Origin of the sequence: Candidatus Nitrosotenuis uzonensis (assembly GCF_000723185.1) — an archaeon.
In the GTDB taxonomy this organism is placed as follows: Archaea; Thermoproteota; Nitrososphaeria; order Nitrososphaerales; family Nitrosopumilaceae; genus Nitrosotenuis; species Nitrosotenuis uzonensis.
Map to the genome: position 1 here is coordinate 388,534 of NZ_CBTY010000009.1, position 21,952 is coordinate 410,485.

The 21,952-nt window shown below is 40.6% G+C and carries 26 protein-coding genes and 1 tRNA gene; 9 read left to right on the forward strand and 18 right to left on the reverse strand.

Features of this window, described 5'->3' with window-relative positions:
- Window positions 1-2: 2 nt before the first annotated feature.
- The 5 genes from NITUZ_RS07495 to NITUZ_RS07515 form a co-directional block, all read right to left on the reverse strand.
- The gene (locus NITUZ_RS07495; RefSeq protein WP_048196690.1) at window positions 3-977 is read right to left on the reverse strand and encodes an HAD family hydrolase; all 975 of its coding nucleotides are present in this window, start codon (window positions 975-977) and stop codon (window positions 3-5) included.
- Window positions 974-2,035 carry a histidinol-phosphate transaminase gene (gene hisC, locus NITUZ_RS07500; RefSeq protein ID WP_048196693.1) on the reverse strand — a complete coding sequence of 354 codons (1,062 nt, stop codon included), beginning with the start codon at window positions 2,033-2,035 and terminating at the stop codon, window positions 974-976. Before hisC ends, NITUZ_RS07495 begins: the two co-directional genes overlap by 4 nt.
- Complete coding sequence (hisD, locus tag NITUZ_RS07505) at window positions 2,032-3,291, reverse strand: histidinol dehydrogenase (protein WP_048196695.1); 1,260 nt, start codon at window positions 3,289-3,291, stop codon at window positions 2,032-2,034. The genes hisC and hisD overlap by 4 nt, the downstream gene beginning before the upstream one ends.
- Window positions 3,288-4,265, reverse strand: coding sequence for an ATP phosphoribosyltransferase (gene hisG, locus NITUZ_RS07510; protein ID WP_048197048.1), 978 nt, complete (start codon window positions 4,263-4,265; stop codon window positions 3,288-3,290). The genes hisD and hisG overlap by 4 nt, the downstream gene beginning before the upstream one ends.
- Before the next feature lie 149 nt (window positions 4,266-4,414).
- Window positions 4,415-5,641 (reverse strand): adenosylhomocysteinase, encoded by a 1,227-nt coding sequence (locus NITUZ_RS07515; protein ID WP_048196697.1) that lies wholly within the window; start codon window positions 5,639-5,641, stop codon window positions 4,415-4,417.
- 80 nt (window positions 5,642-5,721) lie between these two features.
- Here NITUZ_RS07515 and NITUZ_RS07520 point away from each other — a divergent pair.
- Together NITUZ_RS07520 and NITUZ_RS07525 are read left to right on the forward strand one after the other, a co-directional pair.
- A tRNA-Ala gene (locus tag NITUZ_RS07520) sits at window positions 5,722-5,793 on the forward strand.
- An 81-nt stretch (window positions 5,794-5,874) separates the two neighbouring features.
- Window positions 5,875-7,053, forward strand: coding sequence for a hypothetical protein (locus NITUZ_RS07525; RefSeq protein WP_048196698.1), 1,179 nt, complete (start codon window positions 5,875-5,877; stop codon window positions 7,051-7,053).
- Window positions 7,054-7,078: 25 nt separating this feature from the next.
- On the opposite strand, the gene NITUZ_RS07530 is transcribed toward NITUZ_RS07525, so the two are convergent.
- Window positions 7,079-9,022, reverse strand: a complete 1,944-nt coding sequence (locus NITUZ_RS07530; protein ID WP_048196700.1) for a type IV secretory system conjugative DNA transfer family protein — start codon at window positions 9,020-9,022, stop codon at window positions 7,079-7,081.
- 153 nt (window positions 9,023-9,175) lie between these two features.
- On the opposite strand from NITUZ_RS07530, the gene NITUZ_RS07535 reads away from it, so the two are divergent.
- Together NITUZ_RS07535 and NITUZ_RS07545 are read left to right on the forward strand one after the other, a co-directional pair.
- Window positions 9,176-10,150 carry a DMT family transporter gene (locus NITUZ_RS07535; RefSeq protein ID WP_177309474.1) on the forward strand — a complete coding sequence of 325 codons (975 nt, stop codon included), beginning with the start codon at window positions 9,176-9,178 and terminating at the stop codon, window positions 10,148-10,150.
- Window positions 10,151-10,651: 501 nt separating this feature from the next.
- Entirely contained in the window at window positions 10,652-11,581 is a 930-nt protein-coding gene (locus NITUZ_RS07545) for a CBS domain-containing protein (protein WP_244443842.1), read from the forward strand.
- On the opposite strand, the gene NITUZ_RS09740 is transcribed toward NITUZ_RS07545, so the two are convergent.
- The 4 genes from NITUZ_RS09740 to NITUZ_RS07560 all read right to left on the reverse strand — a co-directional run bounded on the left by NITUZ_RS09740 (window position 11,578) and on the right by NITUZ_RS07560 (window position 14,527).
- A complete protein-coding gene (locus tag NITUZ_RS09740; protein ID WP_155991485.1) occupies window positions 11,578-13,107 on the reverse strand; it encodes a hypothetical protein in 1,530 nt (509 codons plus the stop codon). The two genes, NITUZ_RS07545 and NITUZ_RS09740, sit on opposite strands and share 4 nt — an antisense overlap.
- Before the next feature lie 69 nt (window positions 13,108-13,176).
- On the reverse strand, window positions 13,177-13,404 hold the full coding sequence (locus NITUZ_RS07555) for a glutaredoxin family protein (RefSeq protein WP_048196703.1): 228 nt from the start codon (window positions 13,402-13,404) through the stop codon (window positions 13,177-13,179).
- Entirely contained in the window at window positions 13,401-13,535 is a 135-nt protein-coding gene (locus tag NITUZ_RS09870; RefSeq protein WP_081844902.1) for a YHS domain-containing protein, read from the reverse strand. Before NITUZ_RS09870 ends, NITUZ_RS07555 begins: the two co-directional genes overlap by 4 nt.
- A complete protein-coding gene (locus NITUZ_RS07560; RefSeq protein WP_048196705.1) occupies window positions 13,535-14,527 on the reverse strand; it encodes a cytochrome c biogenesis CcdA family protein in 993 nt (330 codons plus the stop codon). Before NITUZ_RS07560 ends, NITUZ_RS09870 begins: the two co-directional genes overlap by 1 nt.
- Before the next feature lie 82 nt (window positions 14,528-14,609).
- Here NITUZ_RS07560 and NITUZ_RS07565 point away from each other — a divergent pair, with 82 nt between their 5' ends.
- Window positions 14,610-15,038 carry an AsnC family transcriptional regulator gene (locus NITUZ_RS07565; protein ID WP_048196707.1) on the forward strand — a complete coding sequence of 143 codons (429 nt, stop codon included), beginning with the start codon at window positions 14,610-14,612 and terminating at the stop codon, window positions 15,036-15,038.
- A 31-nt stretch (window positions 15,039-15,069) separates the two neighbouring features.
- On the forward strand, window positions 15,070-15,429 hold the full coding sequence (locus NITUZ_RS07570) for a zinc ribbon domain-containing protein (protein WP_048196708.1): 360 nt from the start codon (window positions 15,070-15,072) through the stop codon (window positions 15,427-15,429).
- Between the two features lie 636 nt (window positions 15,430-16,065).
- On the opposite strand, the gene NITUZ_RS07575 is transcribed toward NITUZ_RS07570, so the two are convergent.
- Complete coding sequence (locus NITUZ_RS07575; protein WP_048196710.1) at window positions 16,066-16,593, reverse strand: zinc ribbon domain-containing protein; 528 nt, start codon at window positions 16,591-16,593, stop codon at window positions 16,066-16,068.
- 50 nt (window positions 16,594-16,643) lie between these two features.
- The gene (gene trxA / locus NITUZ_RS07580) at window positions 16,644-16,976 is read right to left on the reverse strand and encodes a thioredoxin (RefSeq protein WP_048196711.1); all 333 of its coding nucleotides are present in this window, start codon (window positions 16,974-16,976) and stop codon (window positions 16,644-16,646) included.
- A gap of 95 nt (window positions 16,977-17,071) precedes the next feature.
- Between trxA and NITUZ_RS07585 the strand changes: the two genes are divergently transcribed.
- Together NITUZ_RS07585 and NITUZ_RS07590 are read left to right on the forward strand one after the other, a co-directional pair.
- Entirely contained in the window at window positions 17,072-17,794 is a 723-nt protein-coding gene (locus tag NITUZ_RS07585) for a PRC-barrel domain-containing protein (protein ID WP_048196712.1), read from the forward strand.
- A gap of 1 nt (window position 17,795) precedes the next feature.
- The gene (locus NITUZ_RS07590; RefSeq protein ID WP_048196714.1) at window positions 17,796-18,488 is read left to right on the forward strand and encodes a signal peptidase I; all 693 of its coding nucleotides are present in this window, start codon (window positions 17,796-17,798) and stop codon (window positions 18,486-18,488) included.
- A 2-nt stretch (window positions 18,489-18,490) separates the two neighbouring features.
- On the opposite strand, the gene NITUZ_RS07595 is transcribed toward NITUZ_RS07590, so the two are convergent.
- The 4 genes from NITUZ_RS07595 to NITUZ_RS07605 all read right to left on the reverse strand — a co-directional run bounded on the left by NITUZ_RS07595 (window position 18,491) and on the right by NITUZ_RS07605 (window position 20,435).
- The gene (locus NITUZ_RS07595; RefSeq protein WP_048196715.1) at window positions 18,491-19,036 is read right to left on the reverse strand and encodes an MEDS domain-containing protein; all 546 of its coding nucleotides are present in this window, start codon (window positions 19,034-19,036) and stop codon (window positions 18,491-18,493) included.
- Window positions 19,037-19,209: 173 nt separating this feature from the next.
- Complete coding sequence (locus tag NITUZ_RS07600; protein WP_155991488.1) at window positions 19,210-19,746, reverse strand: hypothetical protein; 537 nt, start codon at window positions 19,744-19,746, stop codon at window positions 19,210-19,212.
- Between the two features lie 8 nt (window positions 19,747-19,754).
- Window positions 19,755-19,880 (reverse strand): DUF2225 domain-containing protein, encoded by a 126-nt coding sequence (locus tag NITUZ_RS10305; RefSeq protein WP_244443843.1) that lies wholly within the window; start codon window positions 19,878-19,880, stop codon window positions 19,755-19,757.
- A 105-nt stretch (window positions 19,881-19,985) separates the two neighbouring features.
- A complete protein-coding gene (locus NITUZ_RS07605; protein WP_048196718.1) occupies window positions 19,986-20,435 on the reverse strand; it encodes a bifunctional nuclease family protein in 450 nt (149 codons plus the stop codon).
- Window positions 20,436-20,536: 101 nt separating this feature from the next.
- On the opposite strand from NITUZ_RS07605, the gene NITUZ_RS07610 reads away from it, so the two are divergent.
- Window positions 20,537-21,019, forward strand: a complete 483-nt coding sequence (locus NITUZ_RS07610; protein ID WP_048196720.1) for a hypothetical protein — start codon at window positions 20,537-20,539, stop codon at window positions 21,017-21,019.
- 7 nt (window positions 21,020-21,026) lie between these two features.
- Here the strand turns inward: NITUZ_RS07610 and NITUZ_RS07615 are convergent, their stop codons facing one another.
- Window positions 21,027-21,449, reverse strand: a complete 423-nt coding sequence (locus NITUZ_RS07615; RefSeq protein WP_048196722.1) for a hypothetical protein — start codon at window positions 21,447-21,449, stop codon at window positions 21,027-21,029.
- 49 nt (window positions 21,450-21,498) lie between these two features.
- Window positions 21,499-21,912 carry a universal stress protein gene (locus NITUZ_RS07620; RefSeq protein WP_048196727.1) on the reverse strand — a complete coding sequence of 138 codons (414 nt, stop codon included), beginning with the start codon at window positions 21,910-21,912 and terminating at the stop codon, window positions 21,499-21,501.
- Between the last annotated feature and the right edge of the window lie 40 nt (window positions 21,913-21,952).

A 21,952-nucleotide genomic window follows, 5' to 3' on the forward strand; every position in this document is an offset into this window, starting at 1 on the left:
GGCTATGCCAGATTTAATGCCTTTGGCAGTAAATTGATTGACTCTAAAATGAGTGGGGCGCCCTTGCCAACAAAGAACTCTTTTTTTGCCCTTGGGTTTTTGTTTGTCCCGTAGATTCCGCAAAATGTCGTCTTTATTCCAAGACGGTTTGCCTGATTTGCCATAAGAAGGTCCTCCATGGAATCGCCAACATACAGGCAGTGCTTTGAGTCAAGCTTTTTGATTGTAGATAGTAGCGATTCGGGGTTTGGCTTTGCCATGCTGCGCGGCTCATCCTCAAGAAACATAGAGCTTGCAACATCAAATCTGTCAAGCAGTTCTCCAAGCGAATACCTTACCGATACAAGTCCTCTGCCCGTTACTATGGCAATTTTCCTGCCAAATTTTTCTCCAAGTGCATCAAGCAGAGTGTCAGTAATAATGACCAGATCATTTTCTATCAGCCCTGGCTGCTCAAACGAGGATTTTTTCCCAAATATCTTATAGTATAGTTCCGGCCCGTAGAACATCTGGTCAAATATTACATAAAGCGGGTTTGTCGCATGCGGTCCGGGATAGTCAAGTGCTTCTTTGATATCAGAAACGTCTGCGTTTTGCAAGAGAAGAAATCTTTCGATTGATTCGATTCCGCTCTTGTCCGCATTTTTTATTGCGGCAAGTATGAATTTTTTTGCATCAATGCCCATCCTTTCCGCAGCCGCAAGGCACAAAATGCACGCGTATGTGACATCTACCTCGTCGTTAAATCCTCCAGAGTCCTTAAAGCCTCCTATTATTTCCGGAGTTATCTGTATTGACTGGATGCCGGCAAACTTTTCAAGAACATACTGCGTTACCTGGATAATTGCAAGATCATACGATTTTGAGACATCGACTAGTACCCCGTCGCAATCAAAGATAATGGCATCTATGGAACCGACCTTGTCCAGCATGTCCTCTTTTACCAGTATTCCGTCGGATTTGTGAACATAAGTCATTGCAAAAAGTCACGCATTGCAAGAAGGAATTTAGAGTTCATGTCCTTGGTGCCGACCGTGACGCGCAGACACCCCTCGTGCTTGCCTATTCTGCCTAGCTTGCGAATCGATATTCCCTGCTCTAGTAAAGCAGTATAGATTCTCTTGTCGGCACCACGCGCATCAAAGAGCACAAAGTTTGCCTTGGAGTCAAACACATCAAAGGCGCCCGTTTCCCTCAGCTTTTTGATTATTCGCGCCCTCTCTGATTTTACAAGTGAGATTACTTCAGATATCTGATGCGATTTTTGCAGTGCGGCAATGCCGCCTTCTATTGCCATCGTGTTGATAGGATACGGATACTGCAGGACGCGCGAGAACACGTCGATGAATTTTTTGCTGGCAACCACATATCCAAGGCGCAGTCCTGCCATGCCAAAGGATTTGGAGAACGTCCTTACGACTACCAGATTCTCAAACTTTTTTGTCATTGTTGCAACAGTATAGTCGGAAAATTCGCCGTACGCCTCATCTACTATCACAAGTCCGGAAAATCTCTTTATCAGATCAGAGATTTCCTCCTTTTTGAACTGGAACCCGGTGGGGTTGTTAGGAGAGTCAAGGTATAGAATGTCCGCATTTTTATAGCGCGATACGAAATCCTGTACGTTAAGCGTCATCTCTTTTGAGAACGGCACCTTGATTGTTGGAATTTGATACAGCTTGCACCTTTCCTCAAAGAATCCAAATGTCGGATCCGATGTGAGAATCCTTGTCTTTTTTGAGGCAATGTTACAGAGTATTATGTCAAGAATTTGATCAGAGCCATTTCCTATACCTATCATGTTTGCAGGAACTTGGATGTATTTTGATAGTGCCGCAATGAGGCGCTCTGACTTGCCAAGCGGATACTCTCTGATATCGGCGTTTTTCTTTGCAATATCGATTATCTCCTGTTGGAACTGTCTTGATACTGCAAAATTCTCATTAGAGTCTAGCTTGAGCACTCCCTGGTGGTATGCCGGCTTTTGGTATCCTTGCAGCTTTGATAGCTCATCAAGCCTCTTCTCAAAGCTCATAGCCTTTTCCTCACTGCCTCATAGTGGTTTGGCAGGTCTTCTGATTCTGCAAGTGTGCGCAAATTTTTCTCTATTTTCCTCAATGCCTGCCTTGATGACTCGACCGTAGTTTGTACTTTTACAAAGTCAAGAACGGAAAGCGAGCCTCTGCTCCTGCCAAGTCTGTTGGTCGGAAGTATGTGGTTTGTTCCAAAAAGATAGTCGCTTGCAGACGAGGGAGTGTGGTTTCCCACAAGCACAAGTCCTGCCGTGCTTATTTTGTCAGATATCTTTTTTGGATTTTTCGTCATTATTTGGAGGTGCTCGGGGGCAAGACGGTTTGCAAGATTTATCATATCAGATTGGCTTTTGCATAATGCGATAAACCCGTTTTGTTCCAGGCTTTGCATTACTATCTTGCCCCGCCTTGCAGTAGGCACTTGTTTTTTTATTGACTGTTTTACCCTGTCTGCGAGTTTTTTTGATGTTGTAAGAAGAAAGCATACGGTGTCTGAGCTGTGCTCTGATTGAGATATCAGGTCTGCTGCCACGATTTCAGGGTCTGCCATGTCATCAGCTATTATGCCAAGCTCTGTGGGTCCGGCAAGCATGTCAATTGATACCCTCTCAGAGACAAGGTGTTTTGCCGCGGTTACAAACGCACCGCCAGGTCCCACTATTTTGTCAACCTGTGGGATTGATTCTGTCCCGTATGCAAGTGCTGCAATTGCGTGCGCCCCACTCACCTTGAATATCATATCAGCCCCGCAAAGATCAGAGGCCACAAGCACCAGCGGATCTATCTTGCCTTGCCGGTTTGGAGGAGTGGCAACTATTACCTGCCCGACGCCTGCAATCTTTGCAGGTACAATCGACATTACAGCAGAGCTTGGGTACCTTGCAAGTCCGCCTGGAACGTAGCAGCCAACGCGGCCAAGCGGCACAAACGACTTTGCTATCTTGGTTCCACCAGATGCTATCTGGATTTTTTTTAGATGTTGTTTTAGTGTGGACTCTACCCTTGCAAGGTTTTTTCTTGCCATCTTTATCGCATCAAGCTGATCCTCTGTGACATTTTTGTAGGCATCAGCGATTTCGCTTTTTGATACCCTAAGCGAGCTCAGGCTGACTTTGTTGAACTTTGACTCAAATTCCCTAAGTGCGGTATCTCCTTGCTGCCTTACCTTTTCGAGTATGGCTCTGACCTGTTTTAAGTCAGATATGGGCTCTTTTTGTCTTGCAAATGAATCGGGATTTGTCACTTTGATGATTCTCAATTTTCTTCATCACGTTTTATCTCCTCAAGCTCCAGAATTTGCCTTGGCTCGTGAACTACAAGGCCCTGTGCTATCTTGCGCAGCTTTGGAATCATCTTGTGAAATTCTGATTTTGGCACTACCGTGTTTATCCCGTACCATCCCTTGGCGCTCAGCGGGCTGACGGTGGGATTTTTCAGCGACGGTAAACTAGATAATAGTTTTGAGAGGTTTTTTTCCTCCACGTTAAGGTAGATGTGCAGGAACTTTCTTCCCTGGACTGCCCCCCTCATTACGGTAACAATATCGTAGATTTTCTCTCGCTTTTCCTTGTCCTTGAGTGCTTTCTTGTTTGCAATAAGGTGCGCCGTCGACTCTAGCACTGTCTCTACTATTTTTAGCTGGTTTTGCTCCAGCGTGGTTCCAGTCTCTGTCACATCCATTATTGCGTCTACTGCATCCGGCGGCTTTGCCTCCGTGGCGCCAAACGAGAGGTGTATCTGGACACTCTTGTTTGCTCCTATTCTCAACCAGGGCGTCACAATCTGAGGATCCTTGCTTCCAAAATATTTCTTGTAAGAGTTTTGTTGTTTAATGTATTTTGATGCGGTGGTAAGATACTCTGATGAAATCCTAAGAATCTTTTTTTGCTTTGCATACGAGGCGATCATCTCATCAAGGGATTTGAACTTGTAAGAGTCTGGAATTGCAATTACTAGCCTTATTCTGCCATATTCCAAATCCAAGAGGGGTTGAACGTCCGACTTTGTCTCCCCTATCCAGTCCTTGCCGGTAATGCCGACATCATACAGTCCGTCAGATACAAAGGTCGGAATCTCCTGTGGCCGGAGCATCTTTACTGCTATGTCAGGATCATCAAGTGTCACAATGTAGGTCCGGCTCTTTCTTTTTACCTTGGTCCAAGATTTTTCCATTAGTGAGAAAGTTGCCTCCTCAAGGCTTCCCTTTGGTATTGCAAACTTGACCTTGGCCATGCTTTGTGTGTCATTTGGCATTCTATAAACAAAGCGACTTTGAGATTTTGCAGATAGTCTCATCTTCCCCACAGGCAGTGCAAAATATAGCATTGCTCTGGATTTACTGAAATTAGATGATTCCACGGACTTGTCCAGTAATGGTTAGCCTACCAGCTCTTGGCATATTGAATTTGTCTCTTTGAGAGCGTATCGATTTTCACGCCCATTGACTTTAGCGCATCAAGTGCTACCGCATTGTCGATTTCTTGTCGGACCCCATGCACAAGGCTGCGCATTTTTTTGCCGTTTTTTACAAGATGCAATATACATCTGATCTGGTTTGAAAAAGACAGTGCCATCACCTCCGGCGGATGCCCTTCGGCTGCAACCAGATTTGCTACTCGTCCCTTTGCCACAAGGTAGAGCTTCCTGCCGCCAAGCGTGCACTCGTCCAGATTGGGTCTTGCCTGCCTTGTCTTTTTGCCAAGTAAAAACCGCGTATCAATTTCCACGTCAAAATGTCCAACATTTGCAAGTATTGCTCCGTTTTTCATCTGTAACATGTGCTCTTTTCTTATGACATCACTCATGCCAGTACACGTAATGAAAATGTCTCCAAGTTTGGAGGCTTTCTTCATAGTGAGCACCTCAAATCCATCCATATGAGCTTCGAGTGCCTTTATTGGATCTACTTCGGTGACAAGTATTTTGGCGCCCATGCCTGCGCATCTTTGTGCTACTCCCTTGCCGAGCCATCCATACCCGCATACGACCACTTTTTTTGATGCCAAAAGCACGCCTGCGCTCCTTAGCAACGCGTCTACTGTGGACTGACCCGTGCCATACCTGTTATCGAACATCATCTTTGTCCTTGCATTGTTCACTGCAATTATCGGATACCTGAGCTTTCCTTTCTTTTGCATTGCCAGATATCTTGTGATTCCAGTAGTGGTCTCTTCTGTTGCTCCAAGTATGTGCAGTTTGCTGAATCTTCCAAAGTGAGCCTTTGCATTAAGGTCGCCCCCATCATCGATTATTATATCAGGCTTGTGAGAAAGTGCCATATTCTGGCACCAGTCATACTCTGTTTTTGACTGGTCGGACCAGGCGTAAACTGTTATTCCCTCGGAGTGTAAAAATGCCGCTACGTCATCTTGTGTGGTAAGCGGATTTCCTCCGCTTGCGATAACGTTTGCGCCAAGACTCTTGATTCCCATAAGGAGTACTGAGGTCTCTTTTGTAAGCTGTAGCGAAGAGGCAATCGTGTATCCTTGGAGCGGCTTTTTTCTGGCTAGTTCTGAGATCGAGTGTTCCAGTATTTTCATGTGCGATTTTGCCCAAAAATATGAGGATCTGCCATGATCTGCAAGAGAGTAATCCTTGATTTTGCTCAATGATACTAGCTATGCAGTCTTGAAAATAACGATTCTGCAAGTATAGAGTAAAAATAGCGCCTCCACAGCCCCTACAGTAAGGGCTGGTGGCTTAGTGGTATAGCGCTGCATTCGCAATGCAGAAGTCGAGGGTTCAATTCCCTCCCAGTCCACTAGGTAACTTTTTTGTGTTACAAATGAACTACTGATTTCTAATACTATAAACTTAAAAAATTCAAATACGATGTACTTACGTGGTTTGGTTTAGATATAAAACGAATGAATTAAGATTCTTCCAGAAAAAATCAACTGTAAAATTCATAAAAAGATTTCAGAAAAACGGCACACCAAACATAGAATATTTTGGTGCAGGAATGTATGCAAATTATCTTTATGAGCCTATAAGAAAAACCATACAACTTTGTGAGATATATCCAAACCTAGTTGAAAATAAAATGACATTAAATCACATAATAACTGATGAAAGTAGATCATTTGAAATTTACAAACAAGCTGGAACCGATAATATTCGGTTAGCAGTTAGATCAAGTATAGACGATATTGAAGGATTTGTCAAAGCATTAAATGTTGATTATGAAAAGAAAAATGAAAAAATACTTCCAATATCAGATGAAGTAAGCGACATAACTAATGAAGAATATTGCTTTTTTGATTTTGAGCTTGTACGACAGTTTAATTTTACAATTTTAGCTAAAAACCAGCAGCCAATAATAGATAAACTGATTCAGGCTATGACAGCAAACAGAAACTCCGGAATTATGATTCAGTTTGTTTTTACGAAATCTTTGAACTGGAATAAAATTGCAGAAACCACTGCAGAAAACCTAAGTAGATATTTGAAAGATGCTGAAAAAAAGAAAATAAAGACGTCAATTAATGGGTTCGGTCCTTATCTTATTCCAAGATTAGTTTTGAAAGAATATCCAAACCATAATGAACTTGCTTCATCGGCATACCAGATAGGTAAAAAAATTGAAAAGATGTATCATTTGAAAGCAAGCTCAACCCCATACACATTAGCGATAAGAGGAATGATCAGAGGAAAAAGAACAGAAATACAGAATACATTACAAAACATATCATCTGTTTTTGCTTCTTTAGAATTTGTTGGTGATTCTCTTAATTGCTTCGTTTATGACATTGATTACGATAGGGGAATATCATGGATTGAAAATAATTCTATAATCAGCGATTATTCTATGAGAATTTTAAAGGAAAATTCAGATATGTGGTCAGATATGCGATGGGGCAAGGGACGAGATTTTGTACCATTTTTATGTTTAACAGCAGAGGAATTTCCTGTTTTTGTATCCATGCCAACAGATCCTACACTTCCATTATCATATAGGCGCAAGACATTAAGAGGATTAAGTCACGATAAGTTTGTTTTTAGATTAGGAATTCCAATTTAAAAAATCAGATTAAGAATGAAATGAATTAATCTACATGAAATATTTTGACTTTGTCATATTCTGATCCTAATTTTGACTTTATTTTTTGTAATCTGTCAGTAGTTTTTGCCCACACATGACATTCAGAAAATCCTAACTCTTTCCATTTTATCATATTAAATCGTACTTGTTCCGGATGACTGCTTATTTCAGATCTGGATTCAATTTCTACGGATATAGCAATGTTGTTATCATAATCATATGCAACCATATCACTCATTGTTTTATTTTGCCTATTTTGATTTGCTATAACAATAAAAAATCGTTTATTCAAATAATACTGATGTGCCGCTTTTGCTACTTGTGCTACATCAGTAGCATAACCAATAACATCAAATGATACTGTAAAGTATGTATTAATTGCTTTTAATGAAAGTGAGTATTTTCTAACTATTGTACTGCCTTGCTTTCTCAGCATTACTGTATCTATCAATCCTTCTGCTATGAGCGACTGAATTATTGCTTTAGTTTTGTTTCTATTAGTGCTTTTTGTAGCTTCAACAATTTCAGTAATAATACCATTTTGTTTTTTAAGGAATAGCAGGATTTCCCATTCATCTTTATTTCTATATGGTGCAGAAAGTTGTTTCATCCATTCTGTTTTTATAGTATGTTTAAAGGAAAAATCAGATCTTATTATGTTATTGTTATGTTGTACTGTCATTTTTTCAATAAAACAATTTGTTTCTGCATTATCAAGTAATAATTCTGGAGGAGGATCTAGTTTTAGCTGTATAGGCGTACTTTGTTGTTGACCAAAAGGAGGTCTAGTTTTTGCGGTAAATACGTAATCAGGTTGAGTTGCAATTTGATCTGTTAATTCTATTATAAAATGAGGATCTATAATTTTTGCAATCTTACCTGCATCTAATCCTGAAACTCGACCAAAAAATTGAGTAGCTGTATTTCCAACTATGATTTCCAAAAGGCTTTCATTAATTTGTGATAAATTTTGATGCGATAAAATTAATCCCAAATTATAAGATCTGGCCTGAGAGAGCATTGTGGTAATGATTGATAGATCTTTAATTTTTTGGAATTCGTCCAAGGCCAGTAAAACGAGCGAACGTTCTTGTTGTTTAATTTGGGTTGCTCTATATTGTACCATAAACCAAATTTTTAACACCACAGCCATAATTGCCATACTGTGCACATGTTTTGGAGTTTCGGTGTCAGAAATGCGAAAAATGGTGATTTGTCCTGGAGAAAGTATTTTTTCAAAATCTATATTTGTGGATGTAACATCAAACCTTTTTTTGAGATAATTATCTGTTGCAAACATTTCAAATCTGTTTAATAGTGGAGCCCACACATCTTTTGATAGAACGGAAATTGATGATAATGCTTGTCGTATCTCTAAATTAGATAATTTTGTATACGGAGTGAGAATTTTATCTAAAGCGTATTTACCATCATTTTGCAGACGTACTATTAAACTATAAAGATCAGTAATTGATGGAGCATTAGTATTTGAATAGAGATAAAATAATAAAAGTCGCAAGATTCGTTCCATTTGCACATATGTCTGCGGTTGTGAATAAAATTCCTTGAACATTTCGACAGCATGTCCTACCATTCTACTTACTACAGAATCTCTATCTTCTAAATTATGCTTAGGTAATTCTAACAAATTAATTGTAAAATCAGTATGATTCAGATCGAAAAATTGAACTTGATCATTATCAAATGATTTTTTACTACATTGACGTAAAAATAAATTAGCATCTTCATCTTTTACATCAATGTAGATTAAAGAACTTGATAGTAACTTACTATGATTTGCTTCTTCTAAATGTTTGTACAAATTTCTAATTAGTGAAGTTTTTCCACTTCCTGTACCACCTAATACATATACATGTCTCGATAGATCTTCTGGTGCAATCCCAATTACATTATCTCTCAACATATTAGAAAGATTGCCAAATTCCATCAATTACATATAACGTGGCATACAAAAAAATAATTCGGTAATTAATAAAGACTATCAGAGATTCTGATAACATTACTATCCTTTTATAATAGAGTATGAAGATCGTCTAGAGAGAAGATCATCTTTTTATGCAATATTACAGATTTTATGCAAGTGGTATGGAAATTATTTTGGAAACCATTAACAATCATAAAATCAATTAAATCTACAATTACAGGTCATAAAAAACTTAAAAGATATTCTATTGGTTTTTTGTTTGCGATATTAGCAGCAATATTAGGCGCCATGGCTGATGTCTTACCAAAGCCAATATTAGAAGGAAATGCTTCTTTCTCAGGATTAAATCCAATCGCTATGGTAGCAATTATCTATTTGTTAAATAGTATCATGTTCACTGGATTGCTACCTAAAAAGAATCCAGTAAATGAAGTCGGAATAAGAAACTTTTTACTATTGATCATTATTGGCGTTACAGAAATCATTGCTACAACCATATTCTATTTAGGTCTGAAGAACACTAGCGCTGTAAATTCGGCAATACTTGGTAATAGCGATATAATTTTTACATCAATTATAGCTACAATTATTTTTAGAGAAGCATTACAGAGAAAAGAATATTTTTCATATTCAACAATATTATGTGGCTCAATTATAATTCCAGTATACATTGATTTAGCCGCAAACAACTATCAGATATCACAGTTTGTTTATGGCGATTTTTTGATTATATTTGCAGGTTTGTTTTATGGAATTGAAATGAATGTATACAGATATTTGAGCGACAAAATAGATGCTAAACGAATTTTACAGATAATATCATTTGTAGGTGGCATTGTGACTATTTCACTAGTCTTTTTATTACAAATTCCATTAGAATTCGAATTTGAATATATGCCAACTATACTAATTTCAGGTATGCTAGGCATAGGCATATCTGTGCTATTCATAGTAGTTGCAATCAAAAATATTGGAGCAGTAAGGACGATTCTGATTTTTTCAACTACAACATTGTTTGGAATTATTTTTTCACATATTATTTTAAATGAAAAAATAATATCTCTTCATCTAATTGCATTTGTAATGGTTTTCATCGGAATAATACTATTAAGAACAAAAATGACGGATTAATTATACATCCCAGTTATGTAAAAATCATATTCAAAAAATTTTAAAAAATGACAATAGTGACTATTAAAAATATTACATTACTGATTAAGATAATAAATTCATCTTTTGTAAATCTTCTTCCATCATTTAGATGCTTTTCTTTGAAATGTTGTGCAAGATTTTTTGGTGCAACGAGTTCATTACAACATTTCCACTTTTTTGGCGTACTTTCATTTGCTCTGTTTTGTTTCAATTTTAATATAGTATAATATATTATACTATATCAATATAGTGTCATATATTATACATATAATTTTTAAAACAAATAGTGACTGAAACACTGAAATTTGTGGCAATAATTGCTCATCAAGGACAGATGCGTGTTATAGTTATTCCAAAACGATTACATAAAAAATTAACATCGTTTGAAGGTGAACAAGTCAAGATAACGTTAGAAAAGATATGATAAATTTTGAAATAAGATATTGAAGAAACATAATTTATTCCAACAAACTGTTAATTTTGTGGTTAGATGAAGTAACGCGTGAAATGATGATCACGTCAAACGAGCATTTATTGTTTCCCAACTCTGATAATCAGCACCTAATTAAAACCGTCCCACATTACAAGAACACTATGAAGATATCAGAGATTGCAATAAGGGATCTTTTGCCGTTATCTCTGATGAGTACACCGTGTGTGAGTATACAAAAACAAGCCAAGGTCGAAGAAGCAGTGGGCCTCCTCGTACCGTATTTAGAGTCGATGACAGACTCGCTTGTAGTTACAGGCGATAAAAACGAACCAGTCGGGATAATAGGAGGAAGAGAAGTAATCGAAAAAGTCCTTGCAAACCCAACGTCCAGAATATTTGATCATACTACTGCAGAAAACATAATGTCGCTACAAATAACAAAGATATCAGGAACAACAAAACTAAAGGAAATAATCGAAGAATGGCAAAAAACTGGAAGAGCGTTTTCCATAATACCAAATTCCATAGGCGGGTACTCTGCAATATCTGCAAGAAAGATTTTGGAGATTGGCAAATCATCCATGACTGATATGTCAATATCAGAGCTTCCGAAAAAAAAGACCGTGACTTTTTCCATGGATGCAACCGTGAACGAAGTAATCAAACTCATGCTAAAGCACGGAACGCGCAAGTTGTTGCTTGAGAACACAAACCAGTTTGTCAGCGACAGAATAATAATAGAAAAAATAGCTACAGACCTGAACTACCTGAGAAATACGGACAACTTTTTGGATCTGCCCATTGTCGGCTTTGGTCTTGAATACGCAAAAGTAATCACAAAAGACCTGAAGGTGAACGAGCTTGCAAGCATAATGTTTGGTATGATGCACCCTTATGCTATATTCAAAGACAGGACGATAAGCCCGTGGGATATCTGTCTTGCCCTGCTGTCCGAGAGGATGCAAGAATACGGCTAGTTTACCATTAACGAGTCTGAGCCTATTTCATGATCGTTGTATGTTACATGAATAATGTACTTTCCTGGCTGGTAATTGCCATCTATTATCAGAGGTACGGTGAACACGCCCTTGTTAGTAACCATTCCTTTCAGTTGGAATGACTTGCCGTCAGGCTTTACAATCTCTATTAACACCGACGTTCCTGCCTTGTAGTTTTCAACTTTGCCTGTTATTTGGATCTGGGAACTTTTGTAAGAATTTCTCTCCACCACGTCCGCGCTTACCTGCACGAAGGTCTGCTTTTGTATTGGATACTCGGTCGCCGTTTGCGGCACGGGCTCCTCTGATTCTGATTTTACCTTGATTATTCCGTGCTGTATTAGATACTGTATTCCAAAAACAAATTCAGAATCGGATATCATGCCGCTTGCCCACCAGCCTGCGTTTGTCTTTATCCACGATGGCATGCTGCCAGAGCTTGCACTCTTTGCAGTGTAGGGTACTGAGATTATCTTGTTCTGCACCAGATACTCTATGCCGAGCACAAAGTCTTTTTCGCCTATCGTGTTATCAGCCCACCAGCCTGCGGTCCTTTTCACCCATGACGGTATTTCTTGTCCCGAAGGGCTTGGCGTTTCAGGCTGTTCTGCAGGCAGCACCGGCTCGGCAGAGGTTTGCTTACCAAATACGTACAGCCATATCGTGCCAGACTGCGTCTTATTGCCAAGCGTTCCGGATACTATGATGTCTGTCTTGTCCGATGTTATCTGCAACGTGCTGATATTGTATGATCTTGCCGATATGTTGATCCCGCCACTGGTATATTCTGGATAGTCGTACAGACTTCCCACTTTTTTTGTAAAACTCCCAGACAGGGTCTCATCTGGAGTTATCTTTTCCACCCTCATAATACCGCCATGTTTTTCCACCAGCTTTTGCGCAAACTCTGTTTGAAGAGGCGATATTACTTGGTGGTTTGCGTCCGTATAGGAATAGTCAAGCCTGTCCTGAGGCTTTTTGTTGCATGTGCTGTTTTTCCATAAATCCGATGACTTTATTGCGTCCATCATAAGCTGGCCGTGCAACAGTTCATGGTAAAATACCACCATCTCCTCCACGTGCTGTATTCGCGGATCCTTTTCTGCAGAAGATTTTATTGCCTCCGGGTTTAACATCAGCTCGTTTTGGCACTCTATTGTGATATTTCCTGCATATGATGTAATGGCGCATTTCCAGATGTATATTCCGCCTGTTACGGCCCCTTCCGTGTGTGCAAGTCCCGTATCAAATTTTGCAAGCCTCGTACTGATTGTGGCATTTATAAAGTTGTTAATGTCTGCAGCATCACAAGGAATTGATATTCTGACGAGTTCATCAAACGATCTTAGGACATCGCTTACGTCCCTTTTTGGCACGTCCAGCTTTTCAAACTCTTGCCGTATACTGTTGTATAACAGGTGTTCTTGTTGCGACGGTTCCACATATTCTCCAAATGCAGGGATTATAGCTATTGAGAGAAAAAATAACAACAGTATGATCTTCAATCGACTCTTTTGGTATGCAGGATGCTTAATGCTTTTACTTATCAATTACATGCGCGCAGAAAATGTGCGTCATTCTAGTTTTAGCATGCTGAGAAGCTTTTTTTTGCTAGGTGTGCCTGCAAATTCTAGCTTATCATCAATTATTATCCCAGGCGCCGTAAATATCTGGTACTTTTGCAGAAACTCGGGGTTCTCCGTGACGTCTATTACATCATAGTGCAGACCAAGCTCGTCAAGGTACTTTTCCACGGTTTTGCAGCCAGAGCACCCCGGTGTTGTCAGAATTTGGATTTTCATTTTGCAAACTGTTTTGGGTCACGCTCAAAGGCCCACTTGCAGCTTGCGCAGCAGAAATAGTACTTTTTTCCTTCATGTTCTGCATGATCGTGCTTTTCGTCAACTTCCATGCCACATACGGGATCCTTCATCATTTCTCCACATCAGATCTCCTTTTTATTACATACCAGAATATCGGAAACGCAAGCAATGCTGCAAACAAGAACGGCACGGCATCCTGCGGAACCTTAAAACCAAACACATTCTGGTGCACATGATGGCTCACATGGTATTCAGCGGGCAGTCCAGTCATGGATATGATGTTATTCCATCCGATGTGCACTATTGTACTCTCATACCATTCGTGCCCTCCTGGAATGCCGTTGATTATCAGAAATGCGCCTATTACAATTAACATCCATCCTGTTGCCTTTTCTATTTTGATCCTGTTTGCTGCAAGCCCCTTTGTTGCGTTTATTCCCAGTATTGCAAGCAATGAAAATAGCACAAGAGGGACGGCCCGTCCTATTCCATGAACAAATCCAAGCGAAGCTCCTATCTCAAGGCTACCGGTTCCTGCCACATATATGAGAAGCCAGTAGAACATCGGGTTGGGGCAGCCGACTCCGGCGTTGCCAAGCAACACTCCCATAAAGTAGGATTTTGTGTAATCGCCCCTATTCTGTATGAACTTTGGCGTTCTTGAATACGATGGCATCCTAAAACGTATGAGACCAAGCTGGGACAATCCGAATACAAATCCTGCAATACCAGCGACTGCAAACATTGCGGTGGATATCTGGTCAAGCGAGGCGCTCTTGCCTGCATATGCTACTCCCAGCCCGTAAAGACTAATGGTGCTAACAAGGCCGGCCCCGAAGAGAAGCGACATTGCAAGGCCTTTTGCATATCCTTGCCCCATCGACAGCGGAACTATGATGAATACAAGCGGCAGTGTGCATGGCAGCACTATCATGGATAGACCTGCAACATATGATATGACAAGCCAAGAAGGATATGACAGGTCAGTTCCTGCCCTAATGGCAACATCATTTGTAAGTGAGAATACCAGCCCGAGAAATATCAGCGAGAACAGTACGAACGCTGCTGCCACTCCAGATTTTTTTGCAATTACAACAGACATCAAATAATATTATACACCGTGATACTTGAATGGCGGGCTTTACAACTGTAAAGTTAATACACGGTAGTATGCATTTTAATCAATGCCGTTTCGACTTGACAGCATTGATGAGGCGATCTTGGAATCTCTAAGCAAGGATGGGCGCAAATCGTTCCGCCAGATCTCACGTGAGATAAAGGTAAGCACACCCACAGTAAAGGCAAGGTATGAGAGGCTAGTTAACATTGGTCTGATAAAGGCAGTTCTTCCAATAATAGACACGGGTAAGCTTGAAAAGTCAGCTGGAAAAAAGATTGAAAACATAAGGACAGATGTGATAAAAAATCGCAAGATAAAGCTCAGCCAGGACATGCTTGTAAAGATGACATGCGATTACTGTAATGGACTCGTTGCTGCAAAGCCCACCGTTCTCAAATTCGGAAACTATGAGAGGTTTTTTTGCTGCACATCGTGCAGGAGTCTTTACAAGGAAAAATACAGGGGCAGAATAGAATCACTCTCAAACCAGTAAACATTATACATCTTCAAAGCAAAGCCATCTCATGAAGGTCTTTGAGGGCAAAAAGGCTGCGCAGGACTATATGTCTGCCCACACTCTTGCATTTTCAACGCCAGAGCTTACGCTGATGAGGTTCTCATTCTGGCTTGCCGACATGATTCCAGATCCGAAGGACAAATCAAACACCATCCCCAGAATAATGGCATACGTTGAGGAAAAGGACTTTGCGCCAGTCGAGATAATAGATGAGGACCATTACGAGCCCACAGGTGCTGTAAGAAACACCGGCATGTACGGCAGCGTAAACAAGGTAGACGGCGACGTCAAGTTTTGCTCAGAGTGCGGCTCCAAGATTTCGTCCTCTGCCAGATTCTGCACTGAATGCGGTGCGACGCAGGATTAGAATGATCTGTTACGGTTCTGTTACTAATCTTTTTTAATCAATTGCGCATACAATAATCAATAGCGACTAGATCGATTTCACATCAAGATCTTCATAAGATTATAAAGGAATTTTCCACATACAGGAAAAATACAGATAAACAGATACGACTATTAAAATCAAAAATTGCAGAACTGCAGAAGACAATAAAGAGCAATACGATACTAGAAGATAAACCAGATTCTTATGAGGACAAAGCAGTAAAAAGTTTTGAATTCAAGAAAAAGAAGGCAAATATGAAGTTTGTACCTTTGAATGCGTTGAATTAGGACGTGCCGGTTAAAGGCATAATCAAAAAAGAAATAGCTAGTAAAATCAAGCGTTTTCTGCAGATCTAAGAAAAAGAATCAAAGACACAATAAGAGAACTCGAATCCAATTGGCCTGCGACCAGGCTAGATTTGAAAAAGTTAAAAGGTTACAAAAATCACTATCGAATACGCATCGGAGAGTATAGAATTTTGTTTTTCTACTAGTCAAACGCTGTAAAAGTTTACGATATATCCCACAGAAGCGATGTGTACAAATAAAATCACCATGTATGTAACATGATTTTGATCAAGAGAATACCAGCAAAATTAGATGTCTTGGGAAACGTCTAGACCTTTGTTCCGCATTTTGTGCAGAATTTTGCGCCAGCCCTAAGATCAGAGCCACAGCTTTTGCACTTGGTTGAAGACGACCTTGGCATCAGTGCAGGGTCAGGTGCCGGAAGTGTTCCAGGTGCCGAGAATGCATCGCGTGCAGAAACAATAGATGGTGGAGCCCCCGGCGTCTGCATCGGCATTACCTGCGTGCGCCCTGCCATTCCGGGCATGCCGCCCATCATGCCAGAACCCATCCCCGGCATGAGCCCCGGTGACTGGGTGGTACCAAGGTTTCCTGCGCCAATCTTGTCAAGCGCCTTTTTCATTTCAAATATCACTTTGACTGCAAGAAACTCTAGTGCCGAATATGCTACGATATAGTCGCCCATCTTCTCAAAAAACTCTTTGTCGGAGAGCTTGCCCTGTTTGTACAGAGTGTTTGCGTCAAGGAAAGACTCGTAATAGTTTTGCGAATCCTTGAATAAATTATCAAGCTTTTCTGCCAGTAAGTTAAGAGTGTCGACCTCGCCTAAGGACATGCCGAGGATAGAGTTTTCAGATATAATTATTTTGGGATCAAAAAGAGAGTTTAGGCTTTTGCCAGCGCTCTGTCAATCATGTTTTTGTAGGATTCCTTTGATGCCGCGCCTACTTGCTGCGCTACTACCTGGCCTTTGCTTACCAGCATCAGTGTCGGGATTGAAAAGATGTTGTATTTTGCTGCCAGCTCGTTTGCCTCATCCACATTCACCTTGACAAAGTTGACCTTGCCTTCATAGTCTTTTGCAAGCTCCTCAACTACTGGGCCGACCATTCTGCACGGTCCGCACCATTCTGCCCAAAAGTCCACGAACACGGGCTTTGGAGAGTCGATTACCTGAGTTTGCCAGTCTTTTGCATTAGATACGTGAGCTAGTGCCATAGAATTCGTCCTACAAAAGCTCCCTAAATAGATTAAGGATGTTTTTTACAAGTAAAACAGAGCTACTTAAATTACCTTTTAACGGGATGCACGATATGAGCTCAGAGCTCCGTCTGAAAAAGCTGCGAGGATCTGGCGGATATGTCATGGCCCAAGTAACTGACGAACAGCAAAGAAAGGGAAATCTTGGAGGACCTGATTTGTTCCTTGCTCCGATCGGCAGGCTGGACCAGGAAAAGATTTCAAAGTATTATTGTAACACTTGTGAGAAAGATTACGAGGGAGGACCAAAGATAGAATACGAGACCCCAAATGAGGAGGTAGCCCAGAACCTGATTCTTCTTGAGAGAGGCCAGTATGTGTGCACCACATGCGGTTCGACCATAGCAGAATACAGGGAATTTCAAAAGCAGGACGAGCAGGCCTCAGTAGGTCTTGCAAAACCGGCTATAGCCCAACCCACGCAAATGCCGCAAGCCCCAAGTATTGCTCAAACGGAAACTCCGAGACCGGCGCAGAGCTCTGCTCAGACAGATTCTGTCAGCTCTATTGTAGGTATGCTAGTTTACGATTCTAACGCAAAGCGCGTGGGCGTTGCAAAACAGGTAGGAGTTGATCCCTTGCACCAGGTCGTTCTCATAGTAACAAAAAATGACGGCACTGACTCTACCATACCATGGAGCAGCATAAAGAAAATCGGTGAGATAATACTATTAGGAGAGAATACCCAGTCCTCAAGCCAGTCACTTAGATGTTCATGCGGGTTTGAGAACAAGGCCGGATCAAAGTTTTGCGAAAGCTGCGGAACCAAATTGTAAGATGAAGTCCAAGACAGCAAAGAGTATCGTTAAAGATATAGTCATAGTTGCAGTTGGCGTTGCAGCCATATGGATTGGACTGCAGGTGGTTTTTGGCACCCAGAACCCATTCTATGTTGTCTCATCTGGAAGCATGATTCCAGTACTGGAAGTATATGATGTTCTTGTTGTTGACGGCAAAGTGCCTTTTGACCAGATAGGTACAGGCGACATTATAGTCTTCAACAGGCCAAACGGGCACGACCGAGTGATAGTGCACAGGGTGGTGGCAATACTTGATGAAGATCCAAAGACAATCAGGACGAAAGGAGATGCAAATCCCGTCTCAATTCCAGGCACTGACTATCCCATAACAGACGAGGAATACATAGGAAAGGTAGCATATGTCATACCCCAGGTAGGATACGTGACGAGAATTCTGGCACCACCAATTAACTACATAATAATAGCTGTGATTATCGGCATAATGATAGTAAAACAGTACGCCGGCAAACCAAAGCAACCCAAGTTTGGTGATCTGGAAAAAGATGTAGAAAAGACGGATTTTGAAAAAACTACAGATAATGAATATTCAGAGGAGCGCAGCTTTGATACAAGGCAGGACGAGCTATCAAAAGAGCAAAACGTACGTGATAGAACGGATCTTGAATCTAAAGACTCTGTAATCAAAAAACCAGACGAAGATAAAAAATAGACTCATCTTGTTTTTATCACAAGCCCCTTGCCAAAGGTGGGCGCAAATATCACATGGTCATGCATGTTGATCACCTGCTGCATAAAGCTGGCATCAGATAGAGGCTCTGCATCATAGCTTACAAGTACGGATATGTTGTTTTTTGCATATAGTTCGGATAGGGCGCTTTCTATTCTGATTAGATCAGTTTGTTGTTCTGTTGAGAATTCATTATTTTGTAGTATGATCCTTGTTGGAGTGTTTTTTTGTGTGGCAATGAATGCTTCTACCGCTTGTATGATGTGCTCTCTTTTTTGGGCTGTTGTGTTAAACACTTGAATTTTGGATCGTACAAGGCTTGGATCGATGCCCAAAAGAATTGCATGGTCTTCTACGTTTTTTGCCGTATCGCGCAAAAGATACATGGTCTTCTGGCCTCTTTCAAGCCCTAGCCTCAGAAAAAGATACTCTAGGGATCTAGAATATGCCATGTCTTCGTAAAACATGACAAGACTGACTTTTTCTTTTAGAGCTTGTATGAATTTTACTGGTTCACCCTGTTCTGACAATTTTCTACTAGATTACTGCAGTGTCCTGCATCTGGAAATGCACATATGAATTTGTGATTTGTGACTCAATGTACAGTAAATGCGGATTTTATATAGTTAAAGATTGCTAATCACGGAATATCTGTCTCTGATAAGGTAAGAAGATCATACTAAACATATAACGATGTTCAAATCTAGAATCTAACCGTTCTGGCGCTTAATCCTATGATTGTTATGGTTACGGCCAGCCCCAGAATTAACAGACCTGAGCTGAATTCAGGCACAACACTTGTTCCAATTATCTCCACTTTGGCGGTATTTTCAGGCAAAATGAAGATGATGTTTGTTGATTCTTTGTGCACAGACAATTCGTAGCCGCGAGGCTGGCCGTCTGCAAGAACTATGAATTTTTCTTCTTCTGCAGACAGGACATTGAATGGAAACCTAACTGACATCAAGTCCGTCTGCTTTACATTGTCAATATGGAAGACAAGTGAAGTTCTGCTAGGATCCACTTCCAGCAGGATAAGCCTTGCATCAAGATCCTCAGTTCCGCCCTCTATGGCTCCCTCAAGTGTTGAGAATCGGTAGAATATGGTAAACTGCCCCCCTTCTGTCTGCAGAATCTGTTTTTGCATCATAAGCTCAGCAATATCGTGCGGTGAGGTACTTTGCGCATACGCTAGCGGAGCCGCAACTGAGAATAGCATGAGAATCAAATGCAGTTTCATCGTGTATGTCAGAACCTTCTTGTGTCTCCTTCTAGCAGTCCGGAACCATCATGTATTCTATCTATATGCTTTGACAGCTCTTCTTTGTTTTGAAACTGCGAGTCACAGTATGGACACCTTATGTTTTTTTCCACATATTCTGTTGTAGCAAAAATCATTTAAACTGACTTGAAGATTTTCAGAAAAGAAAATCAACATACTACCATTTCCCAAATAGTTTACTGTTGAATAAAACAGAATTATTTTTTGTTTGCGTGGTTGTTTTTTGAGTCTCTCTTCTCTGGCTCCCTTAGTAGGCTTTTTCTTACAAGTATAGGCACGCTGTAAAATATTGCTAGCGCGATTGCATCAGATGCGCGATAGTTTCTCAATACAACATCCTTTCTTCCAGAAAAATACAGGTTTGCTCGGAATATTCCTCCGCTTTCATATATTTTCACGCTTACAAGTACAAGCTCGCTTTCCTCGCATATTTGCTCTAACATGTTGTATATGGTCGGCAGCTCTTGACGCTTTCCTTCCATGAATGCGGCAATATATCCAGCCACTTCTGATGAGAACGCAGTTATGTGGAATTCTTTTCCTTCAAGTGATCTGAGTATCATAATTCCTGTCATCTGGTCCACAAGTCCTATTTCTTCAATTTTGACTACCTCATAGTCCGCATCGGGCTTTTCGTCGATTTTCAACACATACTGCACGCACCATACGCAGATAAAATCAGTTTTTGATTTTCAGTCTTGGGAATTGGTATGATGTTATTTTATGAAGGCATCTCTCTAGTCTTGTATTGGAGACAGAGTACGTATCCTTGGTGGCCCTTCTCGTTTCGCTGTCTGCAGTCGGGATTGCAGTAATCAAATTCAAAAAAGAAAGCAAGGTGAGAATACAGAAGGATTTGGTAAGTGCTCTGACAGGAATTATCGACATAGTACGCAACGACACGATAAGGGAATACCGTGAGATGCTAAGGACAGATGCCACCATGAAGAGGATACGCAGTGGTGTTCAGGTTGCATTTCCACTTGATGACAGGCTAGAGAAGGCTGCAAGATATGTGGCAGTAGCTTATGACAAACTTGGATTTATTCTAAAGTACGATCAGGATTTGGAAAGACGAGTATTAGAGTGGCACGGAGACGATATAGCTGAGATGTGGACTATGTTGCAACCCCTTGTGAAGGGTGAATGGAGAAAAAGGAGCCCACGATACGCCATGGAGTTTGAGAGGATAGGACAGAAGGCAGTAGAATTTGAGGCAGTTCACAGGTGATTTACAACTAGAGTATTTTTAGTGAGGAATCCACAGTTTTCCTTATTTCTACTAACAGCTCCTTGATTGTTTGCTCGTTTCCAGCGGTTCCTTTTTGCTGTAGTTCTGTGTTATAGTATTTCATCGATGAATAGGTATGCTCAAGGTTTTGTATCAGATCAAATTCAAGCAGTGTCTGTTTTCCAGACAGTATTACAGAATCCCACACACTAGTAAAAAACGGTTTGTAGTCATGGTGTTGAATGGAATCGTCAATGAATCGTATCTTCCTTATCAGGTCTTCTTTTATCAACAACAGCATCTTTTTTCTTGTTGCCTTGTCCGTCTTTTTTTGCATTCTCAGATAGTTCCAGTGCTCCACGTAGACCGCTCCAAATATTATTCCGGCAAGGGCCACCAACTCAATTACGACGTTTTCCCATTCCGTCAATCTACTCAGTCCGGACAGTTATACCAAGTCATTAAAACAGATCGTATGTTCATTTTACCAACAGTACTGGTATCTTGGATTTGTTGAGTACATAGTTTGCAACACTCCCAAGGAACATCTCTGCAATCGGATTTGGGCCACGAGAGCCGATAACAATGAGATCAAATTTGTGAAGATGCGCATATTTTACTATCTGATCTCCCACATACCCATCAAAACGAATTATCGGAGTTAGACTGACTTTTGATTTTTTTGCGGTTCTTGAGGCCAAAGTCATTATTTTTTCAGCTAGCTTTTTGTGCTGTTTTTTTATCTTGTTGCTGAACTGGATTGGGAATCTGATTATGTGTAGTGCCGTGATATCTGCATCAGAGTCCTTTGCAAGGAAAATTGCTGTATCAAGTGCCTTCAGTGAGTTTTTCGAGCCGTCAAGAGGCACCAATATTTTCTTTATTTTTCCCATAAGATAATCTGTTGCGTTGCGTCGATTAAATATAGAATGT